The sequence below is a fragment of the Mesorhizobium sp. C432A genome (assembly GCF_030323145.1).
Taxonomy (GTDB): Bacteria; Pseudomonadota; Alphaproteobacteria; order Rhizobiales; family Rhizobiaceae; genus Mesorhizobium.
In genome coordinates this window covers 5,368,324-5,383,057 of sequence record NZ_CP100470.1, presented here as the reverse complement: position 1 = coordinate 5,383,057, position 14,734 = coordinate 5,368,324, and the positions used below count along the sequence as shown (strand labels likewise).

Sequence of the window (14,734 nt, the reverse complement as noted above, 5' to 3'; positions counted from 1 at the left end):
GCTTCGCTTTCGGCTAGAAGGCGCCCGATGCAGTCGCCCAAAAGCGGGAACCGGTTTTGGGACGACGACATGCATAAACAAACAAGTTCCAAGGAGTTGGACGACATGCTGAGAGGCTCGCTTACTGCGCTCGTGACACCGTTCGAAAAGAGCGGGCGTTTCGACGAGAAAGCCTTTCGCGCCTTCGTCGAATGGCAACTTGGCGAGGGCACGACGGGCCTCGTCCCGGTCGGCACCACCGGCGAGTCGCCGACGCTGTCGCATGACGAGCATCGCCATGTCGTCAAGGTCTGCATCGAGGTGGCCAAGGGCCGCGCTCCGGTCGTCGCCGGCGCCGGCTCAAACAACACCGCTGAAGCGGTCGGTCTGGTGCAGTATGCCGAGCAGGCGGGCGCCGACGCCGCTCTGGTGGTCACGCCTTATTACAACAAGCCAACACAGCGCGGCTTGTACGAGCATTTCGCCGCCGTCGCCAGGGCGACCAAGCTGCCGATCATCATCTACAACATCCCGCCGCGCTCGGTGATCGACATGATGCCGGAGACGATGGGCAGGCTGGCGCACGACTTCAAGAACATCGTCGGCGTCAAGGATGCCACCGGCAAGGTCGAGCGCGTGTCCGAACAGCGCGCCACCTGCGGCAAGGATTTCATCCAGCTTTCAGGGGAGGATGCCTCGGCGCTCGGCTTCAACGCCCATGGCGGCGTCGGCTGCATCTCGGTGACGTCGAATGTCGCGCCGCGGCTGTGCGCCGAATTCCAGGAAGCCACATTGTCCGGTGACAGCGCCAAGGCGCTGGAATTGCAGGACCGTCTGCTGCCGCTGCACAAGGCGATCTTCCTCGAGCCCGGCCTGTGCGGCGTCAAATACGCGCTGTCGAAAATTGGCAAGGTCGAGAACGTGGTGCGCTCGCCGCTGGTGACCATCGAGGCGTCGACCGCCGAGAAGATCGATGCGGCGATGAAACACGCCGGCTTGATAAATTAAGGATGAGGCGCCACCTCTCCGCATCATGAACCAGGTCAGAAAAGCCGATCCCAACAACAAGACCGTTGCGGAAAACCGCAAGGCGCGGTTTTCCTATGAGGTGCTCGACACGGTCGAGGCCGGCCTTGTGCTGACCGGCACCGAGGTCAAGTCGTTGCGCCAGGGTCAGGCCAACATCCAGGACAGCTACGCCTCGGTCGAGGGCGGCGAGATCTGGCTGATCAACTCCTATCTGCCGGAATATCTGCAGGCCAACCGCTTCAACCACGAGCCCAGGCGGCGCCGCAAGCTGCTGCTCAACAAGCGCGAGATGGCAAAACTGGCGCAGAGCATCGACCGCGAAGGCATGACGCTGGTGCCGCTGAAAATCTACTTCAACGACCAGGGCCGTGCCAAGCTGCTGCTCGCCGTCGGCCGCGGCAAGAAACTGCACGACAAGCGCGAGAGCGAAAAGCAGCGCGACTGGTCGCGCGAAAAGGGCCGGCTCATGAAGGAACGCGGCTAGAATCTCAGGCAGCCCCAGAAAAGCCAGACATCGGCTTTCAAGTTTCGAACAGCTGCAACAGCAAAACATGACGGGGGAAGGCTTGAAGAACCGGATCATCCTCTGGGGTGCGGCCAGTCTGGTCTTCGCCGGCATCGTCGCCGCAGGCGGCATCTTCTATTTCCGGACGTTCTCGCCGGATCGTGACAGCTATCCGGTCAGGGGTATCGACGTTTCCCATCATCAGGGTGAGATCGACTGGCGGCGCGTTGCCGCCGACGATGTCGCCTTCGCGGTCATCAAGGCGACCGAGGGCGGCGACCATGTCGACGATGCCTTCGCCAAGAATCTGCGCGAGGCGCGCGCGGCCGGCCTCGCCGTCGGCGCCTATCACTTCTTCACCTTCTGCCGGCCGGGCGCCGACCAGGCGAAAATTTCATCGCGGTGGTGCCGCACGACCAGCCGCTGCTGCCGCCGGTCGTCGACATCGAATTCGGCGGCAACTGCCCGCAACGCCCGTCGCCGGAGCAGCTGAGCGCGGAACTCCAGGCCTTCCTCGGACCGGTTGAAGCTGCGTTCGGCAAGCCGGCGATCATCTACCTGACCGACGAGGCTGAGGACGCCTATGCCGGACAGATGGCTGTGCGGCAGCGCTGGCTGCGCTCGCTGGCGTTCAAGCCGAGCGAGGACGGCTGGATTTACTGGCAGTACCACAATATGGGCCGTGTCGACGGGATCGAGGGCGATGTCGATCTCAACGTCCTGCAGGGTGGGCAGCAAACGCTGGCCGAGCTATTTGCTGCGCCCGCATCGCTCTCTTCGCAAAAGCCTCCATCGCCTTGAACGAATCAGCTGGCCTTGAGTTTGGCATCCGCAGTCTTACGCAGGCTTGGGAACAGGCCTGGAAAGAGCCGAAAAAGCCATCCCCGCGGCCATGATCAGTACGGCGGCGAACTGGGCGCCGGTCGGCGTCTCGCCGAGCACCGTCATCGCGATCAGCACGGTTGCGATCGGCACGCATGGCATGAACAGCGATGCCGCCTGCGACCCCAGCTGCCGGACGATATAGGTGTACAGGAACATGGCGGCCGCACCTGCCAAAAACCCTTGAATGACGATCTGGCTGGCAATCTCGGCCACTGATGCCGCGCGGAGGCCGCTTGGGGCAAAGAAATAGAGCAACGGCAGCGGCACGCATGACAGCAGCACCACCGTTGCGGTCGCCGCAACCGGATCGACGCGCCAGCGCCGCACGAGAACGGCATAGGTGGCAAACATCGCGCCGGATCCGACGAACAGAAGATCGCCGAAGAGGACATCCTTCATGCCGCCGCCAGTGCGCACGGGTGCAATGAACAGGATCAGCCCGGCGATGATGGCTGCGACGCCGATGGTTCGCTGGCGCGAGGTTTTCTCCCTCGTGGCGATGCGCGACAGCACGAATGAGAAGAACACGATCGAGGCAGGGCAAAGTGCGGCACCATGCGCTGCCGGCGCATAGGTCAGTCCCCAATTGATGATGATAGGGTAGGGCAGTCCGGCCAGTGCCGCCAGCGTCAAGGCACGCCTCCAGCCCAATGCCTTGCCAGTCGCCCGGCCGTTTCTCCAGACGACCAGCAGCATGACCATGCCGGCGCCGGCAAAGCGCAACGTTGCCAAATCGGTCGCGGTCAGATGTTCCCGCAGGCTGAAGCGGGCGGCGACGAACTGCACGGCGTAGATGCCGATCATGGCCAGGCCAGCAAGGATTGCCGGCTTCGTGTTTCGGTCCTCTGTCACGCGCATTCTTGTCCCGCTCGATCCTGCCAGCGGAAGGGTACTTCCTCCAGACGGCTTTCGTTGAAAACGCAGCCTATTGTCGAAAATGGTGCGTCAAAATATGCTGTTTTCGCAATGTGGAAGTGAAAGTCACGCGATATGGGCGCTGCAAACGTGAATCATGAATCCGATCAGCTCGACGCCATCGATCGCAGCCTGCTTCGGTTGCTGCAGGAGGACGGGCGTCGCACGACGCTTGACCTAGCAGCCCGTGTCGGCCTGTCGCCGACCGGCACCAGCCAGCGCGTGAAGCGCCTTTTCCGTGAGGGTTTCATCACCGCGGTCCGGGCCGTGCTCAATCCGCAAAAGATCGGCCGCGGCACGCTCGTCTTCATCGAAGTCAGGCTCGACCAGGCGGCGCCGCATGTGTTCGACCGTTTCGCCGAAGCGGTAGCAAAGGCCCCCGAAGTGCTGGAGTGCCATATGGTCGTGGGCGGCTTCGACTATCTGGTGAAAGCGCGCATTTCGGAAATGGCCGCCTATCAGGATTTTTTGAAGCGCGTGATCCTGCCGCTGCCGGGTGTCAGGGAAACGCACACCTATGCGTCGATATCGGACGTGAAGCCGGACGCGCTGCTGCCGGTGTGAGGGCCGGACCAACGCAAGCGGTTGCCACGCCTCGGCTTCAAGCGGCCTGGGAAACCTCCGGCGCCAGCGTCACATTCGCATCGCCCCAGACCTTCAGCACGGTGATCACGGGCTCCAGGCTTCGGCCACGAGGCGTCGGGCTGTACTCGACCTTCGGCGGCATCTGCGCATAGACCTTGCGGGCGATGAGCCCAGTCTGGCTCGCTCGGCTATGCGCAGGCGGCAGCACTCCCGACGACGGCGATCACCGCCTTTGAGGCGCTGTTCGACCGCCTCGATGTGAAGAAGCTAGTCATCGGCGCCGCGAACACCATCCTGATCGTCGGCGGCGCCGGCGGCGTCGGGTCGATCGCGGTCCAGCTCGCGCGCCAGCTGACCGATCTGACGGTGATCGCCACCGCATCGCGGCCCGAAACCCGCGACTGGGTCGCAAGAGCGTTTCGGTCCACTGGGAGCCGATGTTCACCCGCTCGCTGTATGAAACGCCCGATATGGCCGCGCAGGGCGAACATCTCAACGAACTGGCGCGCCTTGTCGACGCCGGCACCATCCCCACCAGGCTGGGCGAGACGTTCGGCCCAATCAATGCCGCCAATCTGAAGCGCGCCCATGCGCTGATCGAGACCGGCAAGGCCAAGGGCAAGATCGTGCTCGAGGGATTTTGAGAGGCAGCGTCTAGTTCCGCAGGAACGACGCGATCTCGCTGAATACCTTGACGAACATCGCTTCGGTCAGCACCCCAGTGTTGGTGTTGTAGCGCGAGCAATGATAGCTGGAAAACAGCGTGACGCCGCCGGCCGGCAACCGACCGCCGTGCTTGAACGGATAGGCAGCGACGCGCTGACCGAGCGCCCTGACGGTCGACTGGTGGGCGATCGAGCCCAGCGCCAGCACGGCGCGCAATTTTGGAAAGCGCGCGATCGTCGGCACCAGAAAGCTGCGGCAAGTGGAGATCTCGGCGCCGACCGGCTTGTTCTCCGGCGGCACGCAGCGCACCGCATTGGTGATCGCGGTGCCGATCAGTTCGAGCCCGTCATCCGGCCGCGCCTTGAACTCGCCGCGGGCAAGACCGTGAGCGATCATCGTTGAGTAGAGCAGGTCGCCGGCATAGTCGCCGGTGAACGGTCGCCCGGTGCGGTTGGCGCCGCGCAGGCCGGGCGCCAGCCCGACGATCAGCAGCTCGACGGCGTCCTCGCCATCAGGCGGCAGGAAGGTCGGCACCGGCGCGTTGAACCACGACGGCTCGCGCCGTCGCCAGTCTGAGATGAAATCATGCAGGCGTGGGCAGAGGGGGCAGTCGCGGTCGGGTTCGGGAGCGGCCTCCAAGGCCGCCGCCGTCAATAGTCTTCCTCTTCGACTTCGGCCGGCTCGGGCCTGCGCACCGGCCGTTCGGAGGGATCGCGGCCGACCTCGTTCTTCAGCGAGGTCAAATCGATGAAATGGTCGGCCTGGCGGCGCAGATCGTCCGAGATCATCGGCGGTTGCGAGGCCATGGTCGAGACGATCGAGACCTTGCGGCCGCGCCGCTGCAGCGCTTCGACCAGTGTGCGGAAATCGCCGTCGCCGGAGAAGATGACATAGTGGTCGACGACATCGGCAAGTTCGAGCGCATCGACGGTCAGTTCGATGTCCATATTGCCCTTGATCTTGCGGCGGCCGGTCGAGTCGGTGAACTCCTTGGCCGGCTTGGTCACCACCTTGAAGCCATTGTAGTCGAGCCAGTCGATCAAGGGACGGATCGAAGAGTATTCCTGATCCTCGACCAGAGCGGTGTAGTAATAGGCCCGCAGCAGATAGCCGCGCTTCTGGAAGCTGGACAGCAGTTTGCGGTAGTCTATGTCGAAGCCGAGTGCGCGCGAGGTGGCGTAGAGATTGGCGCCGTCTATGAATAGAGCGATTTTTTCACGGGGGTCGAACATGGCAATATTCCTTTTTCGAAATAGGTGGCGGACTAATCGAAATGGGTCGTTATATCGCTCGGCTCGTAAATAAACCGGCTGACCTATCGTCAACCGAGATAGCGCCAGTTTTGCGGCAATCCAAGGGTGCCGGGGCGCACTGCAAGCAATTGTGATCGGAGCCGTGTCGTCGCCGGTAGGCGGGCTTTGCCGGCAAGGCATTCACCGGCGCCAGAGACTGGCATTCGCCAGCCGATGGGGCCACGGCGCCATAATGCTTGTATTTTGGCGGCGTTCGGGTTATGGACCGCGCCTGTTTTCCATCAAATCCAGGCATGAAAGGGGCAATCAATGGCCCGCGTAACCGTTGAAGACTGCATCGACAAGGTCGACAACCGCTTCGAGCTCGTGCTGCTCGCCGGCCACCGTGCCCGCCAGATCAGCCAGGGCGCGCCGATCACCGTGCCCCGCGACAACGACAAGAACCCGGTCGTAGCGCTGCGCGAGATCGCCGACGAGACGCTGTCGCCCGACGACCTCAAGGAAGATCTGATCCACTCGCTGCAGAAGCATGTCGAGGTCGACGAGCCCGAGGCCGACGGCGAGGCGATCGCCGACCAGACCGGCAACGCAGTTGCAGCTACCGATGCCGACGACGCCGAAGAAAACGTCACCTTCGATCGCATGACCGAGGAAGACCTTTTGGCCGGCATCGAGGGCCTGGTTCCCCCGGAAAAGAGCGACGACTACTAATCGCTGCCCTGGACCTGCCGGGAATATGGTTCCGGCACTTCCGTCCCGTGAGTTTCGTGGCTATCTATGAGATGCGCCGTACATCAGTGCGGCGCATCAATCATTTCAGCACCGTGAGAACCCGCCCATGATGCGTCAGTATGAGCTTGTCGAGCGCGTCGCGCGCTACAAGCCTGACGTCAACGAGGCGCTGCTCAACAAGGCCTATGTCTACGCCATGCAGAAGCATGGCCACCAGAAGCGCGCTTCCGGCGATCCCTATTTCTCGCATCCGCTCGAAGTCGCCGCCATCCTCACCGAAATGCACATGGACGAGGCGACGATCGCCGTCGCCTTGCTGCATGACACGATCGAGGACACCACCGCGACGCGGGCCGAGATCGACGATCTGTTCGGCCCCGAAATGGGCAAGCTGGTCGAAGGCCTGACCAAGCTGAAGAAGCTCGATCTCGTCTCCAAGAAGGCCGAGCAGGCGGAAAACCTGCGCAAGCTGTTGCTGGCCATCTCGGAGGATGTCCGCGTTCTGCTGGTCAAGCTCGCCGACCGTTTGCACAACATGCGCACCCTCGACCACATGCCCGAGGCCAAGCGCCTGCGCATCGCCGAGGAGACGATGGACATCTACGCGCCGCTGGCCGGGCGCATGGGCATGCAAGGCATGCGCGAGGAACTGGAAGAGATCGCCTTCCGCTTCATCAATCCGGAAGCCTACCGCGCCGTCACCGCGCGGCTTGCCGAGATATTCGAGCGCAACAAGGGTGTGCTGACCGACATCGAAAAGGCGCTGTCGGCGCTGTTCGAGAAGCATGCCATCAATGCCGGGGTGAAGAGCCGGCAGAAGAAGCCGTGGTCGGTGTTCCGCAAGATGGAGGCCAAGGCGCTGTCCTTCGAGCAGCTCTCGGACATTTTCGGCTTCCGCGTCGTCGTCGACAGCGTCGAAGACTGTTACCGCGCGCTCGGCGCCATCCACACCACATGGTCGATGGTGCCTGGCCGCTTCAAGGATTACATTTCTACGCCCAAGCAGAACGACTACCGTTCGATCCACACCACCATTGTCGGCCCGTCGCGCCAGCGCGTCGAACTGCAGATCCGCACCCGCGAGATGAACAAGATCGCCGAATATGGCGTCGCCGCCCATTCGATCTACAAGGACACCGGCGGCAAGACGAACGGCGCCGCCCATGCGATCTCGAAGGAGACCAACGCCTATGCCTGGCTGCGGCGCACCATCGAGCAACTGGCAGAAGGCGACAACCCGGAAGACTTCCTCGAAAATACCAAGCTGGAGCTGTTCCAGGACCAGGTATTCTGCTTCACGCCGAAAGGCATGCTGATTGCGCTGCCGCGCGGCGCCACGCCCATCGACTTCGCCTATGCCGTGCACACCGATGTCGGCGACACCTGCGTCGGTGCCAAGGTCAACGGCCGCATCATGCCGCTAATGACGGAACTGAAGAACGGCGACGAGGTCGAGATCATCCGCTCCAAGGCGCAAGTGCCGCCGGCGGCCTGGGAGTCGGTGGTGGTCACCGGCAAGGCGCGCTCAGCCATCCGCCGCGCCACCAAGAACGCCATTCGCAAGCAATATTCAGGTCTTGGTGCCCGCATTCTCGAGCGCGCCTTCGAACGCGCCGGCAAGACCTTCACCAAGGAAAGCCTGAAGCCGGTGCTGCACCGGCTGGCGCGCAAGGACATCGAGGATGTGCTGGCCTCGGTCGGGCGCGGCGAACTTGCCTCGACCGACGTCATGAAGGCGGTCTTCCCAGACTACAAGGACGAGCGCGTCACCGTCAGCGCCCCCAAGCAGCGCGAGGAGGGCTGGTCGAAGATCCGCAACGCCGCCGGCATGCTGTTCCAGATGCCCGGCACACGAGCCGCGCGCAAGGACAAGGACCAGCCGCGCGATGGCGCGGTGCCGATCCGCGGCGTGCGCGGCGACCTGCCGGTGCGTTTCGCGCCGGAAGGGGCCGTGCCAGGCGACCGCATCGTCGGCATTGTCCAGCCGGGCACCGGCATCACCATCTATCCCATCCAGTCGCCGGCGCTGCAGGCCTTCGACGACCAGCCGGAGCGCTGGATCGACGTGCGCTGGGACATTGACGAGCAGACCAAGGAGCGCTTTCCGGCGCGCGTCTCGGTCACCGCCATCAACGCGCCGGGCTCGCTCGCCGATATCGCCCAGGTCGTTGCCTCCAACGACGCCAACATTCATACGCTGTCGATGGTGCGCACCGCGCCCGACTTCACCGAAATGCTGATCGATCTCGAAGTCTGGGATCTGAAGCACCTCAACCGGCTGCTGTCGCAGCTCAAGGATAATTCGAGCGTCAGCGATGCGCGGCGTGTGAATGGGTGAATAGTGAATAGTGAATAGTGAATAGTGAATAGTGAATAGTGAATAGTGAAAGAAGGCGCTCTCACTACCATTCACCATTCACCATTCACCATTCACCATTCACCATTTCACCATTTCACCATTCACCATGGACATGGGGCGAGTTATGAATACCGACGAGGTGCTGGGCATTTTCCGCGAGGCGGGCGCTGTTCTGGAGGGACATTTCATCCTGACGTCGGGTCTGCGCAGCCCGGTCTTCCTGCAGAAGGCGCGCGTCTTCATGCATGCCGACAAGACCGAGCGGCTTTGCAAGGCGCTGGCCGAAAAGATCCGCAAGGCGGTGCCGAGCAAGATCGACTACGTCGTCGGCCCGGCGATCGGCGGCCTGATCCCGGCCTATGAGACGTCGCGCCATCTCGGTGTGCCTGCAATCTGGGTGGAGCGCGAAGGCGGCGAGTTCAGGCTGCGCCGCTTTGAGATCGCTGCCGGCTCGCGCGTCGTCATCGTCGAGGACATCGTCACCACTGGTCTTTCGATCCGCGAAACCATCGACTGCCTGCGCGCTATTGGCGCCGAGGTCGTGGCGGCGGCCTGCATCATCGACCGCTCGGCCGGCAAGACCAATGTCGGCGTGCCGCTGATCGCGCTTGCCGAATATGAGGTGCCGGCCTATCCCGCCGACCGCCTGCCGCCGGAACTTGCCGCCATCCCGGCGATCAAGCCGGGTAGCCGCAACATTTAGGGGACATCACCATGATCGCCGGCATCGATCATTTCGTGCTGACGGTCCGCTCGCTGGAGGACAGCTGCGCCTTCTACCAGCGGGTGCTTGGCCTCAAGCGCCTCGACGAGCCGAACCGGCCGACGGCGTTGCTGTTCGGATCGCAGAAGATCAATCTGCATCAGGCAACGCACACTTTTGAACCGAAAGCCAAGACGCCGATGCCTGGGTCCGGCGATTTCTGCCTGATCGCCGCAAGGCCGCTTGCCGAGATTTGCGCCAGTCTGGAAGCCAACGGCGTTGCCATCGAAGTCGGCCCGGTCGAGCGCACCGGCGCCCGCGGTAAGATGATGTCGGTCTATTTCCGCGATCCGGACAGCAATTTGGTCGAAGTCAGCGAATATCGGGAATAGTCTATCCGCCTCGGCGTCGTCTTCGCGCGGACATTGCCGTCGTCAGGGAGCTTTCATCGATATTGTCCTCAGTTTCGCCCCAATGGCGCTCTTGTTACCCGCCTGCGGCAGACCATCGTTACCCGCCTGCGGCAGACCATCGCGGCGGCGTTTCATTGTTCCGCCGCAAGGCAGTCGCTATATCAAAGTCGTTGTTGCCTTTCTGCGCCCTCGAAGCGCAAGATGGAGCGACCGCGCCCGGCCAGGGATGGTTGCAATTTGGGCGTGATGAACCGGGAACTGGAACAGAGTGCTTTTTCGACGCCGAAAGCCTGATGGCATTCTGGAGCGGGTGCGTACCTATCTGTGGCCGCGCCGCTCGTTTTCGCGCTCGTTGCAATATTTCTCCAAGCGCATCCTGCGGCTGAAGGCGACACCGCATGCGGTCGCGGCCGGCGTCGCGGCCGGCGTTTTCGCCTCCTTCTTTCCGCTCGGCTTCCATTTCGCCGTCGCCGCCGTGCTCTGCTGGGTGGTCGCCGGCAATCTGGTGGCCGCCGCCCTCGGCGCGGTATTCTTCGGCAATCCGCTGACTTTCCCGCTGCTGTGGGGAGCGTCCTGGGAAGTCGGCAAGCTGATCCTGCATGAGCGCCTGCCCAAGAACGGACCGCCTGCGCATCTTGGTGAGATGATGCACACGCTGTCGTTTGCAAAGCTGTGGCACCCGGTGCTCGAGCCGATGCTGATCGGCGCTGTGCCGCTCGGCCTGATCTTCGGGCTGATCTTCTACGGCATTACCCGCTGGGGGATGACAGCCTTTCGCGAGCAGCGCAGGAAGCGCATGGCAGAGCGGGCGCATAAGGCCGGGCACCGCGGACGGGAAGTTCCGGCGGAATGATCATCGGCATCGGCAGCGACCTGATCGACATCAGACGCATCGAAAAGTCGCTGGAACGGCATGGTCAGCGCTTCATCCAGCGCATCTACACCGAGGTCGAACAGGTCCGCTCCGAAGGCCGCAAGGGCCGCGCCGCCTCCTATGCCAAGCGCTTCGCCGCCAAGGAGGCCTGCGCCAAGGCGCTTGGCACCGGCCTGGCGCAGGGCGTGTTCTGGCGCGACATGGGGGTCGCCAACCTGCCCAGCGGCGCGCCGACGATGGCGCTGACCGGGGGAGCGGCGGCACGGCTGGCCAAAATCCTGCCACAGGGGCACAGAGCGGCGATCCACCTCACAATCACCGATGATTTCCCGCTTGCTCAAGCCTTTGTGATCATCGAGGCGTTGCCCGCCGAACAAGCGCCACATTGATTGCATCAGACGACCGCCATCTAACGCCGACTTGACGTTGCCCAGCGCGCGCCGAGACTCTATACCATCCAACGCACAATCGAGGACGACATGAGCGTGGCTGAAAAATCCGAGAAGAAATCCGGCGGGCTTGGCGAAATCGTCAGCGTCATCATCCAGGCTTTGCTGCTGGCCATGGTCATCCGCACGTTGCTGTTCCAGCCCTTCTCGATCCCGTCCGGCTCTATGCGGCCGACCTTGCTCGAAGGCGACTATCTGTTCGTCACCAAATGGTCCTACGGCTTCTCGCGTTATTCGCTGCCATTCGGCCCCGACATCTTTTCCGGCCGCATCTGGGGTTCCGATCCGAAGCGCGGCGACGTGGTGGTCTTCAAGTTCCCGCCGGATCCGTCGCTCGACTACATCAAGCGCGTCGTCGGCCTGCCGGGGGACAAGATCCAGATGAAGGACGGCCAATTGTTCATCAACGGCCAGGGCGTGCCTCGTGTGAAAACCGGCCAGATCCAAAATCCTGATATCACGGAAGTGCCTGAGCCGGTCGACGTCTATCGCGAGACCCTGCCCAACGGCGTCAGCTACGACACGCTCGACCTGACACCGAATTCGATCACCGACAACACCCGCGAGTTCGTCGTGCCCCCCGGCAACTATTTCATGATGGGCGACAACCGCGACAATTCCTCCGACAGCCGCCTCAGCGTCGGCTACGTGCCGGCGGAGAACCTTGTCGGCCGCGCCAACATCGTCTTCTTCTCGATCGCCGGGAAGGCGAGCCCGCTCGAGATCTGGAAATGGCCGTCGCTGGTGCGCCTGTCGCGCCTGTTCCATTTCGTGAATTGATGGCTTTGAAGCGCCCGACGGGTGAAACTCTGGCCGATTTGGTGACAGCCAAAACCGGCCATTCCTTCCGGGATGTCCGTTTGCTCGAGACCGCGCTGACCCATTCCAGTGCGGTCAAGGCAAGCAGCAACAACCAGCGCCTCGAATTCCTTGGCGACCGCGTGCTCGGCCTGATCGTTGCCGACCTGCTTTTCGAAAAGTTTCCTGAGGCGCCGGAAGGTGAAATCGCCCCGCGCTTCAATGCCCTGGTCGATGCGCGGACATGCTCCGAGATCGGCATTGAAATGCAGCTCGAAGATCTTGTTCGGGCCGACGCTGCCTTGAAGGCGCGCTCGCGCGGCTCGGGCGGAAACTATCTGGCGGATGCGGTCGAGGCGCTGATCGCGGCGGTCTATATCGATGGCGGCCTCGATGCCGCAAGGCAATTCGTCCTGCGTTACTGGGAGCCGCGCTCGCAAAAGGTGGTGGCCAAGCCGCCCAATCCGAAATCCGACCTGCAGGAATGGATCGCCAAGACCAGCGATGTCAGGCCCGAATACGCGATCGAGAAACGCGAGGGACCTGAACATCAACCGGTTTTCACGGTGTCCGTGAAGGTCGGCGGTTTTGCGCCGGCAAGCGGCACGGGCGGCTCTCGCCGCGCAGCCGAAGAAGCGGCGGCATCGGCGTTTCTTATGCGCGAAGGCATCTGGGCCAACCAAGGGAGTGCGGCATGACCGGCAGCGAAGATCTCCCTCCGGCAGCGGAGGCCACGCATTCCGGTTTCGTTGCCCTGATCGGGGCGCCCAATGCCGGCAAGTCGACGCTGGTCAACCAGCTGGTCGGCGCCAAGGTGTCGATCGTCACCCACAAGGTGCAGACCACCCGCGCCATCGTGCGCGGCATCGCCACGCATGACAACGCGCAGATCGTCTTTGTCGACACGCCCGGCATATTCAAGCCGAAGCGCCGGCTCGACACCGCGATGGTGACCACCGCCTGGGGTGGCGCCAAGGACGCCGATATCGTGCTGCTGCTGATCGATGCCGAGCGCGGCATCAGGGGCGACGCCGACGCCATCCTCGAGCGGCTGAAGGACGTCCGCCAGCCGATGGTGCTGATCCTCAACAAGGTCGACCGGGTCAAGCACGAGGCGCTGCTGGCCCTGGCCGCGGCAGCAAACGAAAAGGTGCCGTTCAAGCGCACCTTCATGGTCTCGGCGCTGACCGGCTCCGGCTGCAAGGATTTGCTCGACTATCTCGCGCAAGCGCTGCCGGTCGGCCCCTGGTACTATCCGGAAGACCAGATCTCGGACCTGCCGATGCGCCAGCTGGCGGCCGAGATCACCCGCGAGAAACTGTATCTGCGGCTGCATCAGGAGTTGCCCTATTCCTCGCATATCGAGACCGAGAAATGGGAAGAGAAACCGGATGGCTCGGTACGCATCGACCAGACCATCTATGTCGAGCGCGACAGCCAGAAGAAGATCGTGCTCGGCCACAAGGGCGAGACGATCCGTGCCATCGGCCAGTCGGCGCGCATGGAAATAGCCGGCATTCTCGAGCAGAAAGTGCACCTGTTCTTGTTTGTCAAAGTGCGTGAAAACTGGGGCGACGACCCCGAGCGCTACCGCGAGATGGGGCTTGAGTTTCCCCATTGAGCTTCATCGTCTAGAAATGCCGCCCGGCAGTTTGAGACGATGACATGCCTGATCCAAAACCGACCATCGATACCGATCTCGTGCGCCGGTTGATCGCCGCGCAATTTCCGCAATGGCGGCATCTGCCGGTGAGGCCGGTGGCGTTTGGCGGCTGGGACAACCGAACCTTCCACCTCGGCAATGATATGACTGTGCGGCTGCCGAGTGCCGCACCATATGCCTTGCAGGTCGAAAAAGAGCACCGCTGGCTGCCCAGGCTGGCGCCGCTTCTGCCGCTGCCGATCCCGGTTCCACTGGCGATGGGCGAGCCTGGGGAGGACTACCCCTGGCAATGGTCCGTCTACCGCTGGATCGACGGCGAAACAGCCAAGACCGCCGAAATCGCCGATCGCCGACAGTTCGCGGTCGATCTGGCCAAGTTCCTCATTGCGCTCCGGCGGATCGATCCGGCGGGCGGGCCGCCCGCGGGCCAGCACAATTTCTTCCGCGGCGGATCGCTGAGCGTGTATGACAACCAGACAAGGGAAGCACTCCAGGCGCTGGAGGGGCAGATCGACACCCAGGCGGCCACCGCTGTCTGGTATGCGGCCCTTGCCGCCACCTGGCAAGGGTCGCCCGTCTGGTTCCACGGAGACGTCGCCTGGGGCAACCTTCTGGTCCAAAACGGCCGCCTGAGCGCCGTCATCGACTTCGGCACCTCCGGGATCGGCGATCCCTCTTGCGACCTGGCGATCGCCTGGACGTTCTTCCAGGGCGACAGCCGGGAGGCGTTCCGTGCCGCCATCGACGTCGATGAAGCGACCTGGGCGCGCGGCCGCGGCTGGACGCTGTGGAAGGCGCTGATCACCGTTGCCGGACACGACGCCAACCAAGTCGAAGCCGAGCGATCGCGCTGCGTCATCGACGACGTCCTGGCCGATCACCGGGGAATTCGCGTGATCAGAGCCTTTCGACGATGTGCGGGGATC

15 protein-coding genes and 4 pseudogenes are annotated in these 14,734 nt (G+C 63.0%); 15 read left to right on the top strand and 4 right to left on the bottom strand.

Translation table 11 applies throughout. The features are described 5' to 3' along the window. The first annotated feature begins 105 nt into the window (after window positions 1-105). From dapA to NLY33_RS26530, 3 genes and pseudogenes are all read left to right on the top strand, one after another. Window positions 106-987 (top strand): 4-hydroxy-tetrahydrodipicolinate synthase, encoded by an 882-nt coding sequence (dapA, locus tag NLY33_RS26540; RefSeq protein WP_023687279.1) that lies wholly within the window; start codon window positions 106-108, stop codon window positions 985-987. A 25-nt stretch (window positions 988-1,012) separates the two neighbouring features. Further along, the gene (gene smpB, locus NLY33_RS26535) at window positions 1,013-1,492 is read left to right on the top strand and encodes an SsrA-binding protein SmpB (protein ID WP_023687280.1); all 480 of its coding nucleotides are present in this window, start codon (window positions 1,013-1,015) and stop codon (window positions 1,490-1,492) included. 67 nt (window positions 1,493-1,559) lie between these two features. Next, window positions 1,560-2,314, top strand: a pseudogene (locus tag NLY33_RS26530) (glycoside hydrolase family 25 protein). 36 nt (window positions 2,315-2,350) lie between these two features. Here NLY33_RS26530 and NLY33_RS26525 read toward each other — a convergent pair. Continuing rightward, a complete protein-coding gene (locus NLY33_RS26525; protein WP_023705403.1) occupies window positions 2,351-3,256 on the bottom strand; it encodes a DMT family transporter in 906 nt (301 codons plus the stop codon). A 147-nt stretch (window positions 3,257-3,403) separates the two neighbouring features. Here NLY33_RS26525 and NLY33_RS26520 point away from each other — a divergent pair, with 147 nt between their 5' ends. Next, window positions 3,404-3,877, top strand: coding sequence for an Lrp/AsnC family transcriptional regulator (locus NLY33_RS26520; RefSeq protein ID WP_023705402.1), 474 nt, complete (start codon window positions 3,404-3,406; stop codon window positions 3,875-3,877). A 37-nt stretch (window positions 3,878-3,914) separates the two neighbouring features. Here the strand turns inward: NLY33_RS26520 and NLY33_RS26515 are convergent. After that, window positions 3,915-4,070: pseudogene (locus NLY33_RS26515) on the bottom strand (winged helix-turn-helix transcriptional regulator); the annotation flags it as partial. An 8-nt stretch (window positions 4,071-4,078) separates the two neighbouring features. Here NLY33_RS26515 and NLY33_RS26510 point away from each other — a divergent pair. Continuing rightward, window positions 4,079-4,542, top strand: a pseudogene (locus NLY33_RS26510) (zinc-binding dehydrogenase); the annotation flags it as partial. A 10-nt stretch (window positions 4,543-4,552) separates the two neighbouring features. Here NLY33_RS26510 and NLY33_RS26505 read toward each other — a convergent pair. Together NLY33_RS26505 and NLY33_RS26500 are read right to left on the bottom strand one after the other, a co-directional pair. After that, on the bottom strand, window positions 4,553-5,218 hold the full coding sequence (locus NLY33_RS26505; RefSeq protein ID WP_023705399.1) for a uracil-DNA glycosylase: 666 nt from the start codon (window positions 5,216-5,218) through the stop codon (window positions 4,553-4,555). After that, complete coding sequence (locus NLY33_RS26500) at window positions 5,215-5,796, bottom strand: LabA-like NYN domain-containing protein (RefSeq protein WP_023670234.1); 582 nt, start codon at window positions 5,794-5,796, stop codon at window positions 5,215-5,217. The genes NLY33_RS26505 and NLY33_RS26500 overlap by 4 nt, the downstream gene beginning before the upstream one ends. A gap of 330 nt (window positions 5,797-6,126) precedes the next feature. On the opposite strand from NLY33_RS26500, the gene rpoZ reads away from it, so the two are divergent. From rpoZ to NLY33_RS26450, 10 genes and pseudogenes are all read left to right on the top strand, one after another. Then, window positions 6,127-6,528, top strand: a complete 402-nt coding sequence (rpoZ, locus tag NLY33_RS26495; protein WP_023670235.1) for a DNA-directed RNA polymerase subunit omega — start codon at window positions 6,127-6,129, stop codon at window positions 6,526-6,528. Window positions 6,529-6,655: 127 nt separating this feature from the next. Beyond that, the gene (locus tag NLY33_RS26490; RefSeq protein ID WP_023670236.1) at window positions 6,656-8,887 is read left to right on the top strand and encodes a RelA/SpoT family protein; all 2,232 of its coding nucleotides are present in this window, start codon (window positions 6,656-6,658) and stop codon (window positions 8,885-8,887) included. 145 nt (window positions 8,888-9,032) lie between these two features. Continuing rightward, entirely contained in the window at window positions 9,033-9,611 is a 579-nt protein-coding gene (pyrE, locus tag NLY33_RS26485) for an orotate phosphoribosyltransferase (RefSeq protein ID WP_023705398.1), read from the top strand. An 11-nt stretch (window positions 9,612-9,622) separates the two neighbouring features. Continuing rightward, the gene (locus tag NLY33_RS26480; RefSeq protein WP_023705397.1) at window positions 9,623-10,003 is read left to right on the top strand and encodes a VOC family protein; all 381 of its coding nucleotides are present in this window, start codon (window positions 9,623-9,625) and stop codon (window positions 10,001-10,003) included. A 289-nt stretch (window positions 10,004-10,292) separates the two neighbouring features. Further along, window positions 10,293-10,877: a DUF2062 domain-containing protein gene (locus tag NLY33_RS26475; RefSeq protein ID WP_023670239.1), complete on the top strand. Its 585-nt coding sequence runs from the start codon at window positions 10,293-10,295 to the stop codon at window positions 10,875-10,877. Beyond that, window positions 10,874-11,287, top strand: a complete 414-nt coding sequence (acpS, locus tag NLY33_RS26470; protein WP_023670240.1) for a holo-ACP synthase — start codon at window positions 10,874-10,876, stop codon at window positions 11,285-11,287. Before NLY33_RS26475 ends, acpS begins: the two co-directional genes overlap by 4 nt. Window positions 11,288-11,377: 90 nt before the next feature. Beyond that, on the top strand, window positions 11,378-12,127 hold the full coding sequence (gene lepB, locus NLY33_RS26465) for a signal peptidase I (protein ID WP_023670241.1): 750 nt from the start codon (window positions 11,378-11,380) through the stop codon (window positions 12,125-12,127). After that, window positions 12,127-12,843, top strand: coding sequence for a ribonuclease III (rnc, locus tag NLY33_RS26460; RefSeq protein WP_023692856.1), 717 nt, complete (start codon window positions 12,127-12,129; stop codon window positions 12,841-12,843). The genes lepB and rnc overlap by 1 nt, the downstream gene beginning before the upstream one ends. Further along, the gene (gene era / locus NLY33_RS26455) at window positions 12,840-13,766 is read left to right on the top strand and encodes a GTPase Era (RefSeq protein WP_023670243.1); all 927 of its coding nucleotides are present in this window, start codon (window positions 12,840-12,842) and stop codon (window positions 13,764-13,766) included. Before rnc ends, era begins: the two co-directional genes overlap by 4 nt. Window positions 13,767-13,810: 44 nt before the next feature. Beyond that, window positions 13,811-14,692: pseudogene (locus NLY33_RS26450) on the top strand (aminoglycoside phosphotransferase family protein); the annotation flags it as partial. Window positions 14,693-14,734: the final 42 nt, after the last annotated feature.